Annotated in this window: 18 protein-coding genes; 13 read left to right on the top strand and 5 right to left on the bottom strand. The window is 67.6% G+C overall.

What is annotated here, in order from left to right; translation table 11 throughout:
* Positions 1-344 precede the first annotated feature (344 nt).
* From LIN44_RS10615 to LIN44_RS10570, 10 genes are all read left to right on the top strand, one after another.
* Complete coding sequence (locus LIN44_RS10615) at positions 345-2426, top strand: 3-hydroxyacyl-CoA dehydrogenase NAD-binding domain-containing protein (protein WP_227312056.1); 2082 nt, start codon at positions 345-347, stop codon at positions 2424-2426.
* A 29-nt stretch (positions 2427-2455) separates the two neighbouring features.
* Positions 2456-3118, top strand: a complete 663-nt coding sequence (gene pncA, locus LIN44_RS10610; protein WP_227312055.1) for a bifunctional nicotinamidase/pyrazinamidase — start codon at positions 2456-2458, stop codon at positions 3116-3118.
* A gap of 29 nt (positions 3119-3147) precedes the next feature.
* Positions 3148-4326, top strand: coding sequence for an acetyl-CoA C-acyltransferase (locus LIN44_RS10605; protein ID WP_227312054.1), 1179 nt, complete (start codon positions 3148-3150; stop codon positions 4324-4326).
* 261 nt (positions 4327-4587) lie between these two features.
* Positions 4588-6447: an acyl-CoA dehydrogenase gene (locus LIN44_RS10600; RefSeq protein WP_227312053.1), complete on the top strand. Its 1860-nt coding sequence runs from the start codon at positions 4588-4590 to the stop codon at positions 6445-6447.
* A gap of 53 nt (positions 6448-6500) precedes the next feature.
* The gene (locus tag LIN44_RS10595) at positions 6501-7283 is read left to right on the top strand and encodes an SDR family oxidoreductase (protein WP_227312052.1); all 783 of its coding nucleotides are present in this window, start codon (positions 6501-6503) and stop codon (positions 7281-7283) included.
* 112 nt (positions 7284-7395) lie between these two features.
* A complete protein-coding gene (locus LIN44_RS10590; RefSeq protein ID WP_227312051.1) occupies positions 7396-7833 on the top strand; it encodes a PaaI family thioesterase in 438 nt (145 codons plus the stop codon).
* 86 nt (positions 7834-7919) lie between these two features.
* Complete coding sequence (locus LIN44_RS10585) at positions 7920-8930, top strand: NADP-dependent oxidoreductase (RefSeq protein WP_227312050.1); 1011 nt, start codon at positions 7920-7922, stop codon at positions 8928-8930.
* Between the two features lie 199 nt (positions 8931-9129).
* Positions 9130-9975: a class II aldolase/adducin family protein gene (locus LIN44_RS10580; protein ID WP_227312049.1), complete on the top strand. Its 846-nt coding sequence runs from the start codon at positions 9130-9132 to the stop codon at positions 9973-9975.
* Between the two features lie 62 nt (positions 9976-10037).
* The gene (locus LIN44_RS10575) at positions 10038-10940 is read left to right on the top strand and encodes an SDR family oxidoreductase (RefSeq protein ID WP_227312048.1); all 903 of its coding nucleotides are present in this window, start codon (positions 10038-10040) and stop codon (positions 10938-10940) included.
* Between the two features lie 67 nt (positions 10941-11007).
* Positions 11008-11955, top strand: coding sequence for an alpha/beta fold hydrolase (locus LIN44_RS10570; protein ID WP_227312047.1), 948 nt, complete (start codon positions 11008-11010; stop codon positions 11953-11955).
* A 33-nt stretch (positions 11956-11988) separates the two neighbouring features.
* On the opposite strand, the gene LIN44_RS10565 is transcribed toward LIN44_RS10570, so the two are convergent.
* Entirely contained in the window at positions 11989-12510 is a 522-nt protein-coding gene (locus tag LIN44_RS10565) for an O-acetyl-ADP-ribose deacetylase (RefSeq protein ID WP_227312046.1), read from the bottom strand.
* 88 nt (positions 12511-12598) lie between these two features.
* A complete protein-coding gene (locus tag LIN44_RS10560) occupies positions 12599-13747 on the bottom strand; it encodes an iron-containing alcohol dehydrogenase (RefSeq protein ID WP_227312045.1) in 1149 nt (382 codons plus the stop codon).
* A 354-nt stretch (positions 13748-14101) separates the two neighbouring features.
* Here LIN44_RS10560 and LIN44_RS10555 point away from each other — a divergent pair, with 354 nt between their 5' ends.
* From LIN44_RS10555 to LIN44_RS10545, 3 genes are all read left to right on the top strand, one after another.
* Positions 14102-15115: an alpha/beta hydrolase gene (locus tag LIN44_RS10555; RefSeq protein ID WP_227312044.1), complete on the top strand. Its 1014-nt coding sequence runs from the start codon at positions 14102-14104 to the stop codon at positions 15113-15115.
* Between the two features lie 73 nt (positions 15116-15188).
* On the top strand, positions 15189-16172 hold the full coding sequence (locus LIN44_RS10550; protein ID WP_111521018.1) for a tripartite tricarboxylate transporter substrate binding protein: 984 nt from the start codon (positions 15189-15191) through the stop codon (positions 16170-16172).
* A 32-nt stretch (positions 16173-16204) separates the two neighbouring features.
* On the top strand, positions 16205-16645 hold the full coding sequence (locus LIN44_RS10545; RefSeq protein ID WP_227312043.1) for a YbgC/FadM family acyl-CoA thioesterase: 441 nt from the start codon (positions 16205-16207) through the stop codon (positions 16643-16645).
* Positions 16646-16833: 188 nt separating this feature from the next.
* Here LIN44_RS10545 and denD read toward each other — a convergent pair whose 3' ends face one another.
* The 3 genes from denD to LIN44_RS10530 are packed head-to-tail and all read right to left on the bottom strand — an operon-like array spanning position 16834 to position 20007.
* Positions 16834-17808: a D-erythronate dehydrogenase gene (gene denD / locus LIN44_RS10540; protein ID WP_227312042.1), complete on the bottom strand. Its 975-nt coding sequence runs from the start codon at positions 17806-17808 to the stop codon at positions 16834-16836.
* 25 nt (positions 17809-17833) lie between these two features.
* Positions 17834-18616 (bottom strand): 2-oxo-tetronate isomerase, encoded by a 783-nt coding sequence (gene otnI, locus LIN44_RS10535; protein ID WP_227312041.1) that lies wholly within the window; start codon positions 18614-18616, stop codon positions 17834-17836.
* Between the two features lie 26 nt (positions 18617-18642).
* Positions 18643-20007 carry an MFS transporter gene (locus tag LIN44_RS10530; RefSeq protein ID WP_227312040.1) on the bottom strand — a complete coding sequence of 455 codons (1365 nt, stop codon included), beginning with the start codon at positions 20005-20007 and terminating at the stop codon, positions 18643-18645.
* Positions 20008-20027 lie beyond the last annotated feature (20 nt).

Genomic DNA, 20027 nt, shown 5'->3' with positions numbered 1-20027 from the left:
GGCTCGCAAGTGCCTTAACCGGCATCGCGGGCGGGTGCCGTGCGGAGGTGAAGCGCCGGCTCCATGCAGCGCGATCAGGGGCCGCATTCGCATTGCGCATGGTCGTGGAAATGTTCGGAAATTAAAATTGAACGACCGTGCTATTTTGTGTATGCTTGTTTCGCCCAAGCGCCGGAAGGCGTTGCGGGGCGCGGGAAAGCGGCAGATCGGGTCAAGGGTTAACCCGCCCGTGACGGCCGCCACCCGGGGGCAGGCGCGGCACCGGCCGGCACGCCCCGCGCTGCAGAGAACATTCATTCGAGAATTCGAATCCCGAGACAACTTCTGACACCAAAGGAACCAGCATGACAGCGCAGTATCAGGTTCAGGACGGCGTAGCCGTCATCACGCTCGACAATCCCCCTGTCAACGGCCTGGGTCACAGCACCCGGCTTGGCATCGTCGAAGGCATGACCCGTGCGCTGGACGATGCCGCCGTCAAGGCGATCGTCATCACCGGCGCTGGCAAGGCATTCTCGGGCGGCGCCGACATCCGTGAATTCAATACGCCCAAGGCCATGCAGGAGCCGACGCTGCACTCGGTGATCCGCGTGCTGGAAGCCTCGCCCAAGCCGGTGGTGGCGGCGGTGCATTCGGTCGCGATGGGCGGCGGCCTGGAACTGGCGCTGGGCTGCAACTACCGCGTCGCGTCCAAGGGCGCCCAGATCGCGCTGCCGGAAGTGAAGCTGGGCCTGCTGCCCGGCGCCGGCGGCACGCAGCGCCTGCCGCGCGTGATCGGCCTGGAAGCCGCGGCCAACATGATCGTGTCGGGCACCGCGGTGCCGTCCGAGAAGTTCGCCGGCACCAAGCTGTTCGATGAAATCGTCGACGGTGACGTGCTGCCCGCCGCGGTCAAGTTCGCGCAGAACGTTGGCGCCGCCGCCGGCCCGCACCCGAAGGTGCGCGACCTGAAGGTGCGCCACGAGAACGCCGAAGGCTACCTCGGCTTCGCCCGCAACACCGTGGCCGCGATGGCCAAGAACTTCCCGGCGCCGCTGAAGTGCCTGGAAGCCGTGGCCGGCTCGCTCAAGCCGTTCGAGCAGGGCCTGAAGCAGGAGCGCGAGGGCTTTTTGTACCTGGTGACCACGCCGGAATCGCGCGCGCTGCGCCACGCCTTCTTCGGCGAGCGTGCCGCCAGCAAGATCCCCGACGTGCCCGAAGGCACGCCGACCCGCAAGATCGAGAAGGTCGCGGTGATCGGCGCCGGCACCATGGGCGGCGGCATCAGCATGAACTTCCTCAACGCCGGCATCCCGGTCACGATCCTCGAAACCAAGCAGGAAGCGCTCGACCGCGGCGTCGGCATCATCCGCAAGAACTACGAGAACAGCGCCAAGAAGGGCAAGCTCACGCAGGAGAAGGTCGAGCAGCGCATGGGCCTGCTCAGCACCACGCTGTCCTATGACGACATCAAGGACGCCGACATGGTGATCGAGGCCGTGTTCGAAGAGATGGGCGTCAAGGAAATCGTGTTCAAGAAGCTGGACGAAGTGATGAAGCCCGGCGCGATCCTGGCGTCGAACACCTCCACGCTGGACGTGAACAAGATCGCCTCGTTTACCAGGCGTCCGCAGGACGTGGTCGGCATGCACTTCTTCAGCCCGGCCAACGTGATGAAGCTGCTCGAAGTGGTGCGCGGCGACAAGACCGGCAAGGACGTGCTGGCCACGGTCATGCAGGTGGCCAAGAAGATCAAGAAGACCGCGGTGGTGTCGGGCGTGTGCGACGGCTTTATCGGCAACCGCATGATCGAGCAGTACAGCCGCCAGGCCGGCTACCTGCTGGACGAAGGCGCGCTGCCGGAACAGGTCGACAAGGCCATCGAGAAGTTCGGCTTTGCCATGGGCCCGTTCCGCATGGGCGACCTCGCCGGCAACGACATCGGCTGGGCCATCCGCAAGCGCCGCGCGGTGGACAAGCCGGACATCCAGTACTCGAAGACCGCCGACCTGCTGTGCGAGATGGGCCGCTTCGGCCAGAAGACCGGCGCTGGCTGGTACGACTACAAGGCGGGCGACCGCAAGCCGTACCCGAACCAGCAGGTCAACGACATGATCGTGCAGCATTCGAAGGACCTGGGCATCACGCGCCGCAAGATCTCGGACGAAGAGATCGTCGAGCGCCTGGTGTTCGCGCTGGTCAACGAAGGCGCCAAGATCCTGGAAGAGGGCATTGCTTCCAAGGCCTCGGATATCGACATGGTGTACCTGACCGGCTACGGCTTCCCGCTGTTCCGCGGCGGCCCGATGCTGTACGCGGACCAGGTCGGCCTGTACAACGTGGCGCTGGCCATGAAGCGCTACGCCAAGGGCTACCACGGCGAAGCCTGGCAGGTTGCGCCGCTGCTGCAGAAGCTGGCCGACGAAGGCAAGGGCTTCAACGGCTAAGCGCCACCACGGTTCTCCCTGGCACTGACATGGACACCACCATCCGACCTGACGATTGCCTGCTGGTGATCGACGTGCAGAACGACTTCATGCCGGGCGGCGCGCTGGCCGTGCCCAACGGCGACGAGGTCGTGCCCGTCATCAACCGGCTGGCGCGCGCGTTCGGGCACGTGGTGCTGACGCAGGACTGGCATCCGGCCGCGCACGTCTCGTTCGCGGCCAACCATGCCGGCACGCAGCCGTTCCAGACGCTGGCGCTGCCGTATGGCGAGCAGGTGCTGTGGCCGGTGCACTGCGTACAGGACACGCCCGGCGCCGCGCTGCATGCGGGGCTGCACGTGCCGCACGCGCGGCTGGTGATCCGCAAGGGCCACCATGCCGGCGTGGACAGCTACTCCGCCTTTATGGAAGCGGACCGCACCACGCGCACCGGGCTGGCCGGCTACCTGCGCGAGCATGGCGTGAAGCGCGTGTTCTGCGCCGGGCTGGCGACGGACTACTGCGTGGCCTGGAGCGCGCTCGATGCGCGCGCCGCGGGCTTCGACGCCGCGGTGATCGAGGATGCGTGCCGCGCCATCGACCTGCAGGGGTCGCTGGCGAAGGCATGGCAAGACCTCGGCGCCGCCGGCGTCGCGCGCGTGATGTCCGCCGACCTGCCCAGTGGCCAGGGCCGAACCGAACCACCGAACTGAACGACACAAGAGATTCCGAGGAGCAACACATGAACGAAGCAGTCATCGTATCCACCGCACGGACCGGCCTGGCCAAGAGCTGGAAGGGCGCCTTCAACATGACCCACGGCGCCACGCTGGGCGGCCATGCGGTCCAGCACGCCATCGCGCGCGCCAGGATCGAAGCCGCCGAAGTCGAGGACGTGCTGATGGGCTGCGCCAACCCGGAAGGCGCCACCGGTGCCAATATCGCGCGCCAGATCGCGCTGCGCGCCGGCTGCCCGGTCACCGTGCCCGGCGCCACCGTCAACCGCTTCTGCTCGTCGGGCCTGCAGACCATCGCCATGGCGGCGCAGCGCGTGATCGCCGATGAGGGCGACATCTTCGTCGCCGGCGGCGTCGAGAGCATCTCGTGCGTGCAGCAGGAGATGAACCGCCATATGGTCCAGGAAAGCTGGCTGACCAAGAACAAGCCGGAAATCTACTGGAACATGCTGCAGACCGCCGAGAACGTGGCCAAGCGCTACAACATCTCGAAGGAGCGCCAGGACGAATACGGCGTGCGCAGCCAGCAGCGCGCCGCGGCCGCGCAGGAAGCCGGCAAGTTCAACGACGAGATCGTGCCGATGACGGTGCTCGCCGGCGTTGCCGACAAGTCCACCGGCCAGCTGGTGACCAGGGAAGTCACCATCGACCGCGACGAAGGCATCCGCCCGGATACCACGCTGGAAGGCGTGGCCAAGATCCGCAGCGCGGTGCCCGGCGGCGTGATCACCGCCGGCAATGCCTCGCAGTTCTCGGATGGCGCGTCGGCGGCGGTGGTGATGAATGCGCGCGTGGCGGCGGCCAAGGGCCTGCAGCCGCTGGGCGTGTTCCGCGGCTTCGCCGTGGCCGGCTGCGAGCCCGACGAGATGGGCATCGGCCCGGTCTTTGCCGTGCCCAAGCTGCTGAAGAAGGCCGGCCTGAAGGTCGACGACATCGGCCTGTGGGAACTGAACGAAGCCTTCGCGGTGCAGGTGCTGTACTGCGCCGACACGCTCGGCATCCCGATGGACCGCCTCAACGTCAACGGCGGCGCGATCGCGGTCGGCCACCCGTACGGCGTGTCCGGCGCGCGGCTGGTCGGCCATGCGCTGATCGAGGGCAAGCGCCGTGGGGTGAAGTATGTGGTGGTGACGATGTGCATTGGTGGCGGGCAGGGTGCTGCCGGGCTGTTCGAAGTTCTGTAATCGCCAGCCATGCCGGCACGCTGCCGGTTTGCTCCCCTCTCCCGCTTGCGGGAGAGGGGCAGGGGGTGAGGGCTGGCGCTTGCAGTACTGACGCGCCGCACTTCGTGGCCACGCCGGCCCTCACCCCAACCCTCTCCCGCAAGCGGGAGAGGGAGCACCCCATTGGGCGTTCAACGCCAGGCGTTCCAGCCAGCTCCACGCCGTTCCGCGGTCACAGAACAATTCGCGAGCGCCCCACGCAGTGCGCCGCACGGAGACACCATGTCGATGATCCTTTCCCGCCGCGACCTGAACTTCATCCTGTACGAATGGCTCAAGGTCGACGAGCTGACCCGCATCCCGCGCTACGCCGACCACTCGCGCGAGACCTTCGATGCCGCGCTGGACACCTGCGAGAAGATCGCCACCGACCTGTTCGCGCCGCACAACAAGAAGAACGACCAGCACGAACCCGAATTCGACGGCGAGACCGTAAGCATCATCCCCGAGGTCAGCACCGCGCTGAAGGCCTTCTGCGACGCTGGCCTGATGGCCGCGGGCCAGGATTACGAACTGGGCGGCATGCAGCTGCCGGTGGTGGTCGAGAAAGCCGGCTTCGCCTACTTCAAGGGCGCCAACGTCGGCACCAGCTCGTACCCGTTCCTGACCATCGGCAACGCCAACCTGCTGCTGACGCACGGCACGCCGGCGCAGGTCGAGACCTTCGTCAAGCCGGAGATGGAAGGGCGCTTCTTCGGCACCATGTGCCTGTCCGAACCCCAGGCGGGCTCGTCGCTGTCGGATATCACCACGCGCGCCGAGTACGAGGGCGAATCGCCGCTGGGCGCGCAATACCGCCTGCGCGGCAACAAGATGTGGATTTCCGCCGGCGAGCACGAGCTGTCGGAGAACATCGTCCATCTGGTGCTGGCCAAGATCCCCGGTCCGGACGGCAAGCTGATCCCGGGCGTGAAGGGCATCTCGCTGTTTATCGTGCCCAAGTACCTGGTCAACGAAGATGGCTCGCTGGGCGAGCACAACGACGTGGTGCTGGCCGGCCTGAACCACAAGATGGGCTATCGCGGCACCACCAACTGCCTGCTGAATTTCGGCGAAGGCATGAAGTACCGGCCGGGCGGCAAGGCCGGCGCCATCGGCTACCTGGTGGGCGAGCCGCACAAGGGCCTCGCCTGCATGTTCCACATGATGAATGAAGCGCGCATCGGCGTGGGCCTGGGCGCGGTGATGCTGGGCTACACCGGCTACCTGCATGCGCTGGACTATGCGCGCAACCGGCCGCAAGGGCGCCCGGTCGGCCCCGGCGGCAAGGATGCGGCCAGCCCGCAGGTGAAGCTGGTCGAGCACGCCGATATCCGCCGCATGCTGCTGGCGCAGAAGAGCTATGTCGAGGGCGGCCTGGCGCTGAACCTGTATTGCGCGCGGCTGGTGGACGAGGAAGAAGCCGCTGCCGCCGCCGGCGACCAGGACGCGCATGCGCGCCTGGCGCTGCTGCTCGATATCCTGACGCCGATCGCCAAGAGCTGGCCGTCGCAATGGTGCCTGGAGGCCAACAGCCTGGCGATCCAGGTGCATGGCGGCTATGGCTACACCCGCGAATACAACGTCGAGCAGTTCTACCGCGACAACCGCCTGAACCCGATCCACGAAGGCACGCACGGCATCCAGGGCCTGGACCTGCTGGGCCGCAAGGTGGTGATGAAGGATGGCGCCGCGTTCAAGCTGCTGGGCGAGCGCGTGCAGGCCACCATCGGCCGCGCGCTCGCCGCGGACGATGCCGAACTGACGCAGCAGGCGCGCGCGCTCGGCGCCGCAACGAAGCGCCTTGCCGAAGTAACCCAGACCCTGTGGAGCGCCGGCGATGCCAACGTGACGCTGGCCAACGCCTCGGTCTACCTCGAAGCCTTTGGCCATGTGGTGGTGGCGTGGATCTGGCTGGAGCAGGCGCTGCTGGCGCAAGCCGCGCTGGCGCACGCGAGCGGCGAGGACCAGGACTTCTATCGCGGCAAGCTGGCCGCGGCGGCGTACTTCTTCCGCTTCGAGCTGCCCAGGGTCGGTCCGCAATTCGACCTGCTGGCATCGCTCGACCGCACCACGCTGGACATGCAGGACGCCTGGTTCTGAGCGCCGCTTCGGCCGCCAGCTACCTCATTCAAAGACAACCAAGGAAGAGACACATGCGCACCATCCAGCAACTGTTTGACCTGAAGGGCAAGACCGCGCTGATCACCGGCGGCTCGCGCGGCCTGGGCCTGCAGATTGCCGAGGCGCTGGGCGAGCAGGGCGCGCGCCTGGTGCTGTCGGCGCGCAAGGCCGACGAACTGCAGGCCGCACAGGCGCACCTGAAGGCGCTCGGCATCGAGGCCGACTGGATCGCCGCCGACGGTTCGCAGGAGTCCGAGATCACGCGGCTCGCCGACGAAGCGATCGCAAAGCTGGGCCACGTCGACATCCTGGTCAACAACGCCGGCGCCACCTGGGGCGCGCCGGCGGAAGACCATCCGCTGGAAGCGTGGGACAAGGTGATGAACCTGAATATCCGCGGCCTGTTCCTGCTGAGCCAGCGCATCGGCAAGCTGTCGATGATCCCGCGCCGCTACGGCCGCATCATCAACGTGGCGTCGATCGCGGGCCTGGCCGGAAACCCGCCGGGCACCATGGAAACCATCGCCTACAACACTTCCAAGGGCGCGGTGGTCAACTTCACGCGCACGCTGGCGGCGGAGTGGGGCGAGCACAACATCACCGTCAACGCACTGGCGCCGGGCTTCTTCCCGTCGAAGATGACCAGGGGTTCGCTCGAGCGCATGGGCGTCGAGGCGATGTGCGCGGGCGTGCCGCTGCACCGGCTGGGCGATGACGAAGACCTGAAGGGCGCGGCGCTGCTGTTCGCCAGCGATGCCGGCAAGCACATCACCGGCCAGATCCTGGCGGTGGACGGCGGCGTCAGCGCGGTCTGAGGCCCAAGGGCAAGCCGGCGCCGCTTGGCGGATTGCCGGATTGCCCTCAAACTTGGGGCCGGCGCGAGGCCAGCAGCCTCGCGGGCATCTTATCTTCAGACTTGCATCGCACATGAACCAGTTCAAAGGCCCCCTGACCCACATTCCCTTCCTTGCCGATCTTGGCGTGACCTGCAGCCTTGCCGAGGGCGGACGCAGCGAGATCGCGCTGCCGATCGAGAAGCGCCACCAGAACAGCTGGGACATGGCGCACGGCGGCGTGATCATGACGCTGCTCGACGTAGCCATGGCCGTGGCCGGCCGCAGCAGCGACGCCGACGGCCGCGGCGTGGTCACCATCGAAATGAAGACCAGCTTCATGGCGCCGGGACGCGGCCACCTGACCGCGCGCGGCACCACCGTGCACCGCACCACCACCATGGTGTTCTGCGAAGGCGAGATCGTCGACGCCGACGGCAAGACCGTGGCACGCGGCTCGGGCACGTTCAAGTACATCCGCCGCATGCCGCCGCAGCGCCCGGGTGAAGCCGATACCGGCGCCGACGGCTGAGCGCCGGCGCCAGGACAGGCGGGGCGGCTCTGGCCCCGCATCGCAGTTTCCATGCAGTTTCCATCTCCCATTGGAAGGAACCCACCATGTCCAACACGTTCAAGCGCATCGTTCTGGCCTCGCGTCCCGAAGGCGCGGTCACGCCGGCCAATTTCCGCCTGGAAGAGGTGCCCGTGCCGCAGATTGCCGACGGCCAGGTGCTGGTGCGCAATCATTACCTGTCGCTCGATCCGTACATGCGCGGCCGCATGAACGACAGCAAGTCCTACGCCGCGCCGCAGCCGCTCGATGAGGTGATGATCGGCGGCACCGTCGGCGAAGTGGTGGAGAGCAGGAACAGCAAGTTCAAGCCCGGCGACAAGGTGGTCGGCATGTTCGGCTGGCAGGAAATGGGCGTCAGCGACGGCACCGGCCTGCAGCCGGTCGACACCACGCATATCCCGCTGTCGGCGTACCTGGGCGCGGTCGGCATGCCGGGCGTGACCGCATGGTACGGCCTGAACAAGATCATCCAGCCCAAGGCGGGCCAGACCATCGCGGTCAGCGCCGCGTCGGGGGCGGTCGGCAGCGTGGTGGGCCAGCTCGCCAAGCTGGCCGGCTGCCGCGCGGTGGGCTTTGCCGGCGGCAAGGACAAGTGCGACTACGTGGTCAACGAGCTGGGTTTCGATGCCTGCATCGACTACAAGGCGGCCAAGGATCCCAAGGAGCTCTACACCATGCTCAAGGAGGCCACGCCCGACGGCATCGACGGCTACTTCGAGAACGTCGGCGGCGATATCCTCGACGCGGTGCTGTCGCGCATGAACGCCTTCGGCCGCATCGCCATGTGCGGCATGATCGCGGGCTATGACGGCCAGCCGCTGCCGCTGAAGAACCCGCAGCTGATCCTGGTCTCGCGCCTGACCATCGAGGGCTTTATCGTCTCCGAGCACATGGAAGTCTGGCCGCAGGCGCTGAAGGAGCTCGGCACCGCGGTCGCGCAGGGCAAGCTCAAGTTCCGCGAGAGCATCGCCGAAGGGCTGGCCAGCGCGCCGGAAGCCTTCATGGGCCTGCTCAAGGGCAAGAACTTCGGCAAGCAGCTGGTCAAGCTGGTGTAAGTGCCGGCCATGCTGGTGAGGTACCAATAGCCAGCACGTCGTCCCCGCGGAGGCGGGGACCCAGTGGCTTTCTCCCCGAAGGGGACGTGAAAGACGCTGGATTCCCGCTTGCGCGGGAATGACGTAGTCGGGCGCGAACTTTGTCACTTCCATAAGCGTTGCCGTCTATGACGGACCGCCAACACAAGAGGAGACACCCATGAATGCCCCGCAAGTCCCGCAAGCCGCTGATGACGATATCGGCGCCGGCCTGCCCGAAGAAGTCAAGGCGCGCTACCGCAACCTGCCGCGGCCGCCGCAGTTCGCCACCGCCGCCGAAGAGCGCCTGCACCGCAAGCAGCGCCTGGCCGCCGCCTTCCGGCTGTTCTCGAAATTCGGCTTCGACGAAGGCGTGGCCGGCCATATCACCGCGCGCGATCCCGAGTTTCCCGATACCTTCTGGGTCAATCCCTTCGGCGTGCATTTCAGCCAGGTCCGGGTCTCGAACCTGATCCGCTGCGACCACCACGGCGACGTGGTCGAGGGCGACTACCCGGTCAACGCCGCAGCCTTCGCCATCCATTCGCGCGTGCACCAGACCCGCCCCGACGCGGTCGCGGCGGCGCATTCGCACAGCACCTATGGCCGCGCGTGGTCGACGCTGGGCCGGCCGCTCGACCCGCTGACGCAGGACGTGTGCGCCTTCTACAACGACCATGCCGTCTATGACGACTTTGGCGGCGTGGTGGTGGAGCTGGACGAGGGCCAGCGCATCGCCAACGCGCTGGGGCAGAACAAGGCCGCGATCCTGCAGAACCATGGCCTGCTCACCGTCGGCAAGACGGTCGACGAAGCGGCGTGGTGGTTCATCACCATGGAGCGCTCGTGCCAGGTGCAGTTGCTGGCCGAGGCGGCCGCGGCGCGCACGCAGGCGCCGCTGAAGACGATTGCCGATGCCGCCGCACGCCAGGCGTATTCGATCGTCGGCACGGCGCAGGCGGGCTGGTTCCAGTTCCAGCCGCTCTATGCCCGCATCGTCAAGGAACAGCCTGACCTGCTGGACTGAGCCAGCATGCCCGCCATGCAGCGGACAGCCTCCCATTCGACTCACGCGACAGGACAGACGATATGAAGGATTTCTCCAACAAGGTGGCCGTCATTACCGGCGGCGCCTCGGGCTTCGGCAAGGAATTTGCCCGCCTCGCCGCCGACCTCGGCATGAAGCTGGTGCTGGCCGACGTGCAGGAAGACGCGCTGGACGCGACCGTCGCCGAATTCAAGGCGCGCAACGTGCCGGTGATCGGGCTGCGCACCGACGTCTCGCAAGCCGGGCAGGTCCAGGCACTGGCCGATGCCGCGATCGAGGCCTTCGGCCAGGTCAACCTGCTGTTCAACAACGCCGGCGTCGGCGCGGGCGGCCTGATCTGGGAAAACTCGGAGCGGGACTGGGAATGGGTGATGGGCGTCAACCTGTACGGCGTGGTGCATGGCGTGCGCATCTTCACGCCGCTGATGCTGGCCGCCGCGGAGCAAGATCCGGCGTTCGAGGGACATATCGTCAACACGGCGTCGATGGCGGGCTTGCTGAATCCGCCGGCGATGGGCGTCTACAACGTGTCCAAGCACGCGGTGGTGGCACTGACCGAAACGCTGTACCAGGACCTGGGGCTGGTGACGCAGCAGGTGCGCTGCTCGGTGCTGTGCCCGTACTTCGTGCCGACCGGCATCAGCCAGTCGCAGCGCAACCGGCCCGCCGGCCTGGCCAACCAGGCGCCGCCGACGCGCTCGCAGCTGGTGTCGCAGGCCTTGTCGGACAAGGCCGTCGGTTCCGGCAAAGTTAGCGCGGCGGAAGTGGCGCAGATCACCTTCGATGCCATCCGCGACGAAAGCTTCTATATTTATTCCCACCCCCAGGCGCTCGCCCCCGTGCGCCAGCGCTTCGAGGATATCGTCGGGCAGCGCAACCCCGGCGATCCGTTTGCCGACAAGCCCGAGGTCCGCGCGGGCCTGGTTGCCGCGTTGCGCGGCTGAGCCGACGCTCGCCAGCAGCGTTCGTCAACGCTGGCCAGCACCACGCCACAACGAGGAGGGACCGCATATGGAGAACAACATGGCAGCCCCAGCCGCCGTGATCCGCCACCTGCAGTACGCCACGCTGCCCAATGAAACCCGCCTGCACTACGCCAGCGCGGGCGAGCGCGGCAAGCCGCTGATGCTGTTCGTGCACGGCTTTCCGGAATTCTGGTTCGAATGGGAGGCGCAGCTGGCCGAGTTCGGGCGCACGCATTTCGCCGTGGCGCCCGACCTGCGCGGCTTCAACCTGTCGAGCAAGCCCGCCGACGTGAATGCCTACCGGCCACGCCATATCGTCGAAGACCTGGTGCAGCTGATCGGCGCGCTGGGCTATGACCAGGCCGTGGTGGTGGCGCACGACTGGGGCGGGGCGATCTGCTGGAACCTGGCGATCCAGTTCCCGCAGCTGGTGCGCCAGCTGATCATCATCAATTCGCCGCACCCGTACCTGTTCGCGCGCGCGCTGGCCACCGATCCGGCGCAGCAGGCGGCGTCCGCCTACATGAACTGGCTGCGCAAGCCGGGCTCGGAACAGGCGCTGGCGGCCAACGACTTTGCGTTGCTGGACCGGATGCTGTCCGACGACGACGGCAAGCCGGCGGCCTGGTACACCGCCGAGACGCGCGCCCGGTACCACGCGGCGTGGTCGCAGCCGGGCGAAGGCAAGGACGCCGGCGTGCATCCGCTCACCGGCGGCGTCAATTTCTACCGGGCCTCGCCGATGCATCCGCCGGGCGAGGGCGAGCCGCCACCGGACATTTCCCGGCTGGACCCGGCGGCGTTCGTGGTCAGGGTGCCGACGCTGGTGGTGTGGGGCGAGCGCGACCGCGCGCTGCCGAAGTCGCTGGTGGAGGGGCTGGCCGATTTCGTTCCCGAGCTGCGGCTGGAACGCATTCCCGAGGGCAGCCACTGGGTGATCCACGAGCAGCCGGAACGGATCAACCAGCTGATCCGCAGCGCGCTGCCGGCCTGACCGCCGGCACCGCAATCCCCCGCATGCCGGGTTTCAGCTCAGCCGCTCGCGGTACAGGCGGTAGTTCTCGTCATCGAAGCAGACGAAGGTGACCTGCTCGATCTCGGGCGCAGCCACCAGCGCTTCGCGCACCGCGGCAATGGCGATATCCGCCGCGCGCTCGCGCGGGAAGCCGTAGATGCCGGTGCTGATGTTGGGGAAGGCGAGCGTGCGCAGGTGGTGCTGCGCCGCCACGCGGATGCTGTTGCGGTAGGCGTTGGCAAGCTGTTCGTCCTCGCCCTGGCCGCCGCCATGCCAGACCGGCCCCACTGCGTGGATCACGTACGGCGCCGGCAGGCGCCCGCCGGTGGTGATTACCGCCTCGCCGGTGGGGCAGCCGCCCTGCGCGTCGCGGAGCGCGCGGCAGGCCTCCATGATGGCGGGGCCGCCGGCCCCGTGGATGGCGCCGTCGACGCCGCCGCCGCCCATCAGGCCGCTGTTGGCCGCATTGACGATGGCATCGACTTCCATCCGGGTGATGTCGCCATGGACTACCTGCAAGTGCTCGCCGCTCATGGTGTCTCCTGCGCTGTGGAGGGAGGGCCGCCGGACAGCCGCTTGGTCGGTCCGACCGGCGGGAAGCCGCTGGGTGCTACGCGGTGTGCTACATGGACTGCTCAAGCATACGCCGATAATCCGCGGCGCTGGCTTCTTTCGGGTTGGTCTTGTGGCAGTGGTCGCGCAGCGCGCCGGCGATCACCTGGTCGAACATGTCCTCGGTGACGCCCATCTGGCGCAGCCCGGTGGGCAGGCCCAGGCGTGCGGTCATGTCGTGCACCGCCTGCGCCAGGTCGGCGCCGTCGGGCAGGTGCATGGCGCGGCGCAGGCGCGCGTAGCGGTGGTCGCGCACCACGGTAGGCGCGTCGGCATTGAAGCGCAGCACCGCCGGCATCACCACCGCGTTGAGGGTGCCGTGGTGCAGGCCGGTGCGGCCGTCGATCTTCAGCCCGCCGAGCGGGTGCGACAGCGAATGCACGCAGCCCAGTCCCTTCTGGAACGCCATCGCGCCCTGCATCGACGCGCTCATCATGTTCAGGCGCGCATCGCGATCGTTGCCGTCGCGGGTGGCGCGCTCGATATGGGTCCAGCCGCGCTCCAGGCCGTCGAGCGCGATGCCGTCGGCGGGCGGGTTGAAGGCGGGCGCGAGGAAGGTCTCGATGCAGTGGGCGATGGCGTCCATGCCGGTGGCGGCGGTCAGGCCGGCGGGCAGGCCCAGCGTCAGCTCGGGATCGCACACCGCCGACTTGGGCAGCAGGTGCCAGGAATGGAAGCCCAGCTTGCGGCCGTCGTCGAGGATGATGATGGCGCCGCGCGCGACCTCGCTGCCGGTGCCGGAGGTGGTAGGCACCGCGATCAGCGGCGCGGCCTGGTCGGTGATCTTGCCGCTGCCGCCCTCGATGGTGGCATAGGTGGTCAGCTCGCCCTCGTGCGTGGCCAGGATGGCGATGCCCTTGGCCAGGTCGATCGACGACCCTCCGCCCACCGCCACCAGGCCGTCGCAGCCTTGCTCGCGGTACTGGGCGGCGGCCTTGCGCACCATGGCCTCGGTCGGGTTCGACGGGGTCTGGTCGAACACCGCCACCGGCAGGCCCTGCAGCGCGTCGATGGCGCGCTGCGCCACGCCGGCCGCGACCACGCCCGGGTCGGTCACCAGCAGCGGCCGGCGGATGCCGATGCGCTCGCATTCCGACTTCAGCACGCTGACCGCGCCGAAGTCCAGGTGAATGTGGGTCAGATAGTAGATGAACGCCATGTTTGCTTGTCTCCTGCTGGGATCTGCCGCGAAATCGTTGGGAAAGCGTTGGAATGCGTCGGTATCACGTGCCTGGCCCGTGGCTGGCGCCGTGGGCTGAGCTGGGGTTCAATGGGCCTGCTGCTTCGTTTCCGCCAATCCGCCCGGCGCGCTCCAGCCGATCATCGCGCAAAAACTTGCCGTGTGGCGTGGCAGGTAGGACTTTTCGGGGTTATCTCGGACTGCCCGGGGTCGGAAACATCTGGCATCATACTAAAATCGAACGATCGTTCACTATTCGAACTTGTCCCGATGCCGACGTCGCGCCACGGCTGCGCGCGAGGCCTGCGCCGGGTTCGCGCCGCATCACGCCCTATGTCTGTCGCACCGTCTTCCCAATCCGCCACGCCAGGCCTGCCGGACCATCCGCTGGACCCGCAGATGGCGGCGCTGCTGGCCCTGATCGCGCGCGCCAAGCGGCCGCCGATCCACGCCATGGCGCCGGAAGACGCCAAGATCGCCTACGAGAAGAGCGCGCCGATCCTGGACATCAACCCGGCGCCGGTGCATACCGCCGAAGACCTGCTGGTGCCGGCCCGCGACGGCCACGCCATCCCGGTGCGGCTGTACACCCCGCGCGAAGCCAGCTGGGTCGAGCCGCTGCCGTTGCTGGTGTACTTCCATGGCGGCGGCTTCACCGTCGGCAGCATCGATTCGCACGATCCGCTGTGCCGGCTGCTGTGCGGCCAGGCCGACTGCATGGTGCTGTCGGTGGATTACCGGCTCGGGCCCGAATGGCGCTTTCCGACCGCGGTCAACGACGCCTTCGATGTGCTGCACTGGGTCTTCGCCGAAGCCGACAAGCTCGGCGCCGACCCGGCCCGCATCGGCCTGGGCGGCGACAGTGCCGGCGGCACGCTGGCCGCCGCCTGCGCGGTCGAGGCGCGCGATGCCGGCCTGGCGCCGGTGCTGCAGCTGCTGATCTATCCCGGCACCTGCGCGCGCCAGGATACGCCGTCGCACCGCGCGCTGGCCGACGGCTACCTGCTGACGGCGGACATGATCCGCTGGTTCTTCGCGCAGTACCTGGACCAGGAGGCCAGCCGCGACGACTGGCGCTTTGCTCCGCTCGACGGCGGCGGCACCGGCGCCGAAGTGGGCGGCGTGTGCCCGGCCTGGATCGCGGTGGCCGGCTACGACCCGCTGCATGACGAGGGCGTGGCCTACGCCGAAAAGCTGCGCGCCGCCGGCGTAGCCGCCACGCTGGCCGACTACCCCGGCATGATCCATGATTTTTTCAAGCTGGGCCGGTTCGTGCCCGCGGTGGCGCAGGCGCATGCCGATGCCGTCGCCGCGCTGCGCACCGCGTTCGGCACCTCGCAGGACTAGGCCCCGCGTTGCGGTCGCGCCGGTCCACACATTCTTTCAAGCAGTGATTTGCAGCACTAGGAGACATCGTCAAATGCAACGCCGCCACTTCCTCGCCCGCGCGGGCATCGCCGCCGCCACCGCGGCCCTCGGTCTTGCCGCCATGCCTGCCCAGGCCCAGGCCGACAAGTTCCCGCAGCGCCCGATCCGCCTGGTGATCGGCTACACCGCCGGCGGCTCGACGGATATCCCGTTCCGCGTGCTGGCCGACAACGCCTCGAAGATCCTGGGCCAGCCGGTGATCGTCGAGAACAAGCCGGGTGCCGGCGGCGTGCTGCCGGCGCAGCTGATGCAGAGCACCGCGCCCGACGGCTACACGCTGGCGCAGGTGGCCATGCCGGTCTACCGCCTGCCGTACACCACCAAGATCAACTGGGACCCGGTCAAGGACCTGAGCTACATCATCAACCTGGCCGGCTATTCATTCGGCCTGGTGGTCCCGGCCGATTCGCCGATCAAGACCATGCAGGACTACATTGCCTACGCCAAGGCCAATCCCGGCAAGCTGACCTACGGCTCGCCCGGCTCGATGACGACGCTGCACCTGACCATGGAAGAGCTGGCGATGAAGCAGGGCGTGCAGTTCTCGCACATCCCGTACAAGGGCAATTCGGAATCGATGCAGGCGCTGCTCGGCGGCCACGTGATGTCGGTGGCCGATACGCCGGCATGGGCGCCGTACGTGGAGCAGGGCAAGCTGCGCCTGCTGTCGACCTGGGGCGAGAAGCGCTCGGCGCGCTTCCCCAACGTGCCGACGCTGAAGGAACTGGGCATGGGCATCGTGCAGACTTCGCCGTTCGGCCTGGTCGCGCCCAAGGGCACCGACCCGAAGATCGTGCAGAAGCTGCACGATGCCTTCAAGAAAGCCATGGAAATGCCCAACTACCGCGAGTCGCTGGCCAAGTTCGACATGGAGCCGTTCTACATGAACACCCAGCAGTACGCGCAGTTCGCGGCCGACACCGTCAAGAAGGAAAAGGCGATCATCGAAAAGCTGGGGCTGGCCAAGCCGCAGTAATTCCGCGGCCATCAACAAGGAGACCAACGTCCATGGCCAAAGAGGAGTTCCGCCATACCATCCCGCTGCGCGTGCGCTGGTCCGAAGTCGATCCGCAGTCGATCGTCTTCAATGCGCACTACCTGACGTATTGCGATATCTGCGTGACCGAGTACTGGCGCGCGCTGGGCATCCGCTATCCGGAAGACGTGCTGCACGCGCACGGCGTGGATATCTTCGTGGTCAAGTCCACGCTGGAGTACCACGCCTCGGCGCGCTTCGACGATGAACTGGACATCCGCGGCCGCATGGCGCGGCTGGGACGGTCGAGCATGCTGTTCCGGGTGGAGATGTACCGCGGCGACGAACACCTGATCACCGGGGAAATCGTCTATGTGTGCGCGGACCCGGCGACGCAGAAATCGGCGCCGATTCCGGGGGTGGTAAGGGAGGTGATCGAGGGGTATGAGGTGGTGAAGCCGGCTTCGGCCTGACCATTTCCGCTTGTTTTCTCCCCTCTCCCGCTCGCGGGAGAGGGGCGGGGGTGAGGGCGGGCGGTGGCATACCGACGGCTTGACTTCGTTGAGAAGCCGGCCCTCACCCTAACCCTCTCCCGCAAGCGGGAGAGGGGACCGGCTCTCAGCAAATATCAGGGCCGTCGCAGCAGGGTTGCTAGATTCGCTTACTTGGCCAGCCCCGCATCTTCCATATAGGCCCGGATCACCGCATCAAAGCTCGCGTCGCTCTGGAACCCCAGCGACAAGGCCCGCTCCGCATTCCACGCCGCCGGCCACGTGCCGACGATCTTCTCGACGCGTTCCTCGCGTTCCCACGTCACCAGGTCCGCCACCGCATCGCCCGCGACGCGGCGCAGCGCGTCGACCATGCCCGCGGCGGTGACTGACAGCCCCGGCAAGTTCACCACGCGGCGGTTGCCCAGGCGCTCGCCCGCCAGTTCGATGCCGTTGACCAGCGCCGCTACCGCGGCGCGCGGCGACAGCAGCCACAGCCTGGTGTCGGGTGCCACCGGGCAGTTGGCCGCGATGCCCGACAGCGGCTCGCGGATGATGCCGCTGGCGAACGACGACGCCGCGGCATTGGGCTTGCCGGGGCGCACGCTGATGGTGGGCAGGCGCAGCACGCGGCCGTCGACGAAGCCGCGGCGGCTGTAGTCCGACAGCAGCAGTTCGCCGATGGCCTTCTGCACGCCATACGACGATTGCGGGTTCAGCGCGGTGTCGTCCTGCACCACCGGCGGCAGCTCGCCGCCGTAGACCGCGACCGAGCTGGTGAACAGCACGCGCGGCTTGTGGCCCAGTTCACGGCAGGTTTCGAGCAGCGCGCGCGAGGCGTCCAGGTTGACGCGCATGCCCAGGTCGAAATCGGCCTCGGCCTGGCCGCTGACCACCGCGGCGAGGTGGAACACCGCGCCGGTATCGGTGTCGAGCGCCTGGCGCAGCACCGCAGGATCGGACAGGTCGCCGGTGACCACGCGCACGCGCGCGTCGTCGAGGCCTTGCGGCGCGACCACGTCGAGCAGCGTCAGGCGCTCGAAGGCCACGGCCTGGCCGTCCAGGTTCAGGGTGCCGCGTTGCAGCAGCAGGCGGGCCAGCTGCAGGCCCAGGAAGCCGGCGCCGCCGGTAATCAGTACGTTCATGGCAAGAGCTCTTCAGTGGTTTGCATCAGCGGCCGAGGTAGGGCTTGAGCCAGCCCAGGCCTTGAGACGTGCCGGCGCGCGGCCGGTATTCGCAGCCGATCCAGCCGGCATAGCCGAGCGCGTCGATGACGTCGAACAGGTAGGGGTAGTGCAGCTCGCCCAGGTCCGGCTCATGGCGCTCGGGCACGCCGGCAATCTGGATATGGCCGATGCCGGCGAAGTCGCGCCTGAGCTTCATCGCGACATCGCCCTCGACGATCTGGCAGTGGTAGCAGTCGAACTGCACCTTGAGGTTGGCCGCGCCGACCTCCTTGCAGATCGCCTGGCCGTCGTCCTGGCGGTTGAGGAAATAGCCCGGCATGTCGCGCTTGTTGATCGGCTCGATCAGCACGGTCACGCCCTGCGCGGCCGCCGCATTGGCGGCGAAGGCCAGGTTCTCCAGGTAGGCGGCGCGGCAGCGCGCGGGGTCGGCATCGGCGGGAACCAGGCCGGCCATCACATGGATGCGGTCGTTGCCGATCACGCCGGCGTATTCGAGCGCGCGGCCGATGCTGCCGCGGAATTCCGCCTCGCGTCCCGGCAGTGCTGCCAGGCCACGCTCGCCGGCCGTCCAGTCGCCCGGCGGGGCATTGAACAGCGCCTGCGCGAGGCCGTTCGCGTCGAGTCGCGCGCGCAGCTCGGCGGCGGGGTGCTCGTACGGGAACAGGTACTCGACCGCCTGGAAGCCGTCGGCCGCGGCAGCGGCAAAGCGGTCCAGGAAGGCGTGCTCTTGGTACATCATCGACAGGTTGGCGGCAAAGCGCGGCATGGGAAACTCCGGAAGCGAAAGCGGGTTCAGCGATTGACCAGTTTAGCGGGCGTCAGCCACACCAGCACGGCGCCGACCACCAGGATGGCCGACAGCACGTACATCGGCAGCTGCGTGCTTTGCGTCAGGTCCTTCAGCGCGCCCACCATGTACGGCGACACGAAGCCCGCCAGGTTGCCCACCGAGTTGACCACCGCAATGCCCGAGGCCGCGGCGATGCCCGACAGGAACGACGTCGGCAGCGACCAGAACAGCGGCGCGCAGGTCAGCACGCCGGCGGCGGCCAGCGACAGCGCGGCGATCGCCACGGTCGTATTGCTGGTGAACGAGGCGGCGATGGCAAAGCCCGCCGCGCCCATCAGCGCCGGCACGATCAGGTGCCAGCGGCGCTCGCGGCGCGCATCGGCGCTGTGGCCCAGCAGGTTCATCACCACCACCGCGCAGAGGAACGGAATCGCGGACAGCAGGCCGATATTGAAGTTGCCGGTCACGCCGCTGGACTTCACCAGCGTGGGCATCCAGAAGGTCAGCGCGTACTGGCCGGTGACGAAGCAGAAGTAGATCAGGCACATCCACCACACGCGGCGGTCGGCGAACACCGCGCCGAGCGAGTGGCCGTGCCCCTTGCCGGCGGCGGCGCCGGCATTGCGCTGGTCTTCCTCGATATTGCGCTTGAGCACGCGCTTCTCGTCGGCGTCCAGCCAGGGGGCCTTGTCGATGCCGTCGCGCAGCACGAAGATCGTCAGCAAGCCGATCACGAACGCGGGCAGCGCCTCGAGCAGGAACATCCACTGCCAGCCGCGCATGCCGTGGGTGCCGTTGAACGCGTCCATGATCCAGCCCGACAGCGGGTTGCCGAACATGCCGGCGATGGGGATGCCGGACATGAACAGCGCGATCATCCTGGCGCGGCGGTTGGCCGGGAACCAGTAGGTCAGGTACAGGATCACGCCGGGGTAGAAGCCGGCTTCGGCCAGGCCGAGCAGGAAGCGCATCACGTAGAACTGCGTCGGCGTCTGCACGAACATGAACAGCGCCGAGATGATGCCCCACGTGATCATGATGCGCGCGATCCAGATGCGCGCGCCGATCTTGTGCATCAGCAGGTTGCTGGGCAGTTCGAACAGGAAATAGCCGATGAAGAACAGGCCCGCGCCCAGGCCGAACACGGTCTCGGAGAAGGCCAGGTCCTGGCCCATCTGCAGCTTGGCGAAGCCGACGTTGACGCGGTCGAGGTAGGCGACCACGTAGCACAGCATCAGGAACGGCATGATGCGCCAGAACACCTTGCTGTAGGCGCGTTTCTCGATCTGGCTGTCGGCGTCGAGCCGGGCGTTGCCGCCCAGGCTGTCGAAGGCGGGCACGCTGGCCGCCGGTTGGTTGGATGGCATCGGTGGTCTCCGGGTATGGT

The sequence above is a fragment of the Cupriavidus sp. MP-37 genome (genome assembly GCF_020618415.1).
In the GTDB taxonomy this organism is placed as follows: domain Bacteria; phylum Pseudomonadota; class Gammaproteobacteria; order Burkholderiales; family Burkholderiaceae; genus Cupriavidus.
This window is presented reverse-complemented; position numbering and strand designations above follow the sequence as displayed.

Bases quoted from the DNA above. Each gene is read 5' to 3' on its own strand.
- LIN44_RS10615 (WP_227312056.1), top strand. From the start codon at position 345: ATGACAGCGCAGTATCAGGTTCAGGACGGCGTAGCCGTCATCACGCTC.
- pncA (WP_227312055.1), top strand. From the start codon at position 2,456: ATGGACACCACCATCCGACCTGACGATTGCCTGCTGGTGATCGACGTG.
- LIN44_RS10605 (WP_227312054.1), top strand. From the start codon at position 3,148: ATGAACGAAGCAGTCATCGTATCCACCGCACGGACCGGCCTGGCCAAG.
- LIN44_RS10600 (WP_227312053.1), top strand. From the start codon at position 4,588: ATGTCGATGATCCTTTCCCGCCGCGACCTGAACTTCATCCTGTACGAA.
- LIN44_RS10595 (WP_227312052.1), top strand. From the start codon at position 6,501: ATGCGCACCATCCAGCAACTGTTTGACCTGAAGGGCAAGACCGCGCTG.
- LIN44_RS10590 (WP_227312051.1), top strand. From the start codon at position 7,396: ATGAACCAGTTCAAAGGCCCCCTGACCCACATTCCCTTCCTTGCCGAT.
- LIN44_RS10585 (WP_227312050.1), top strand. From the start codon at position 7,920: ATGTCCAACACGTTCAAGCGCATCGTTCTGGCCTCGCGTCCCGAAGGC.
- LIN44_RS10580 (WP_227312049.1), top strand. From the start codon at position 9,130: ATGAATGCCCCGCAAGTCCCGCAAGCCGCTGATGACGATATCGGCGCC.
- LIN44_RS10575 (WP_227312048.1), top strand. From the start codon at position 10,038: ATGAAGGATTTCTCCAACAAGGTGGCCGTCATTACCGGCGGCGCCTCG.
- LIN44_RS10570 (WP_227312047.1), top strand. From the start codon at position 11,008: ATGGAGAACAACATGGCAGCCCCAGCCGCCGTGATCCGCCACCTGCAG.
- LIN44_RS10565 (WP_227312046.1), bottom strand. From the start codon at position 12,510: ATGAGCGGCGAGCACTTGCAGGTAGTCCATGGCGACATCACCCGGATG.
- LIN44_RS10560 (WP_227312045.1), bottom strand. From the start codon at position 13,747: ATGGCGTTCATCTACTATCTGACCCACATTCACCTGGACTTCGGCGCG.
- LIN44_RS10555 (WP_227312044.1), top strand. From the start codon at position 14,102: ATGTCTGTCGCACCGTCTTCCCAATCCGCCACGCCAGGCCTGCCGGAC.
- LIN44_RS10550 (WP_111521018.1), top strand. From the start codon at position 15,189: ATGCAACGCCGCCACTTCCTCGCCCGCGCGGGCATCGCCGCCGCCACC.
- LIN44_RS10545 (WP_227312043.1), top strand. From the start codon at position 16,205: ATGGCCAAAGAGGAGTTCCGCCATACCATCCCGCTGCGCGTGCGCTGG.
- denD (WP_227312042.1), bottom strand. From the start codon at position 17,808: ATGAACGTACTGATTACCGGCGGCGCCGGCTTCCTGGGCCTGCAGCTG.
- otnI (WP_227312041.1), bottom strand. From the start codon at position 18,616: ATGCCGCGCTTTGCCGCCAACCTGTCGATGATGTACCAAGAGCACGCC.
- LIN44_RS10530 (WP_227312040.1), bottom strand. From the start codon at position 20,007: ATGCCATCCAACCAACCGGCGGCCAGCGTGCCCGCCTTCGACAGCCTG.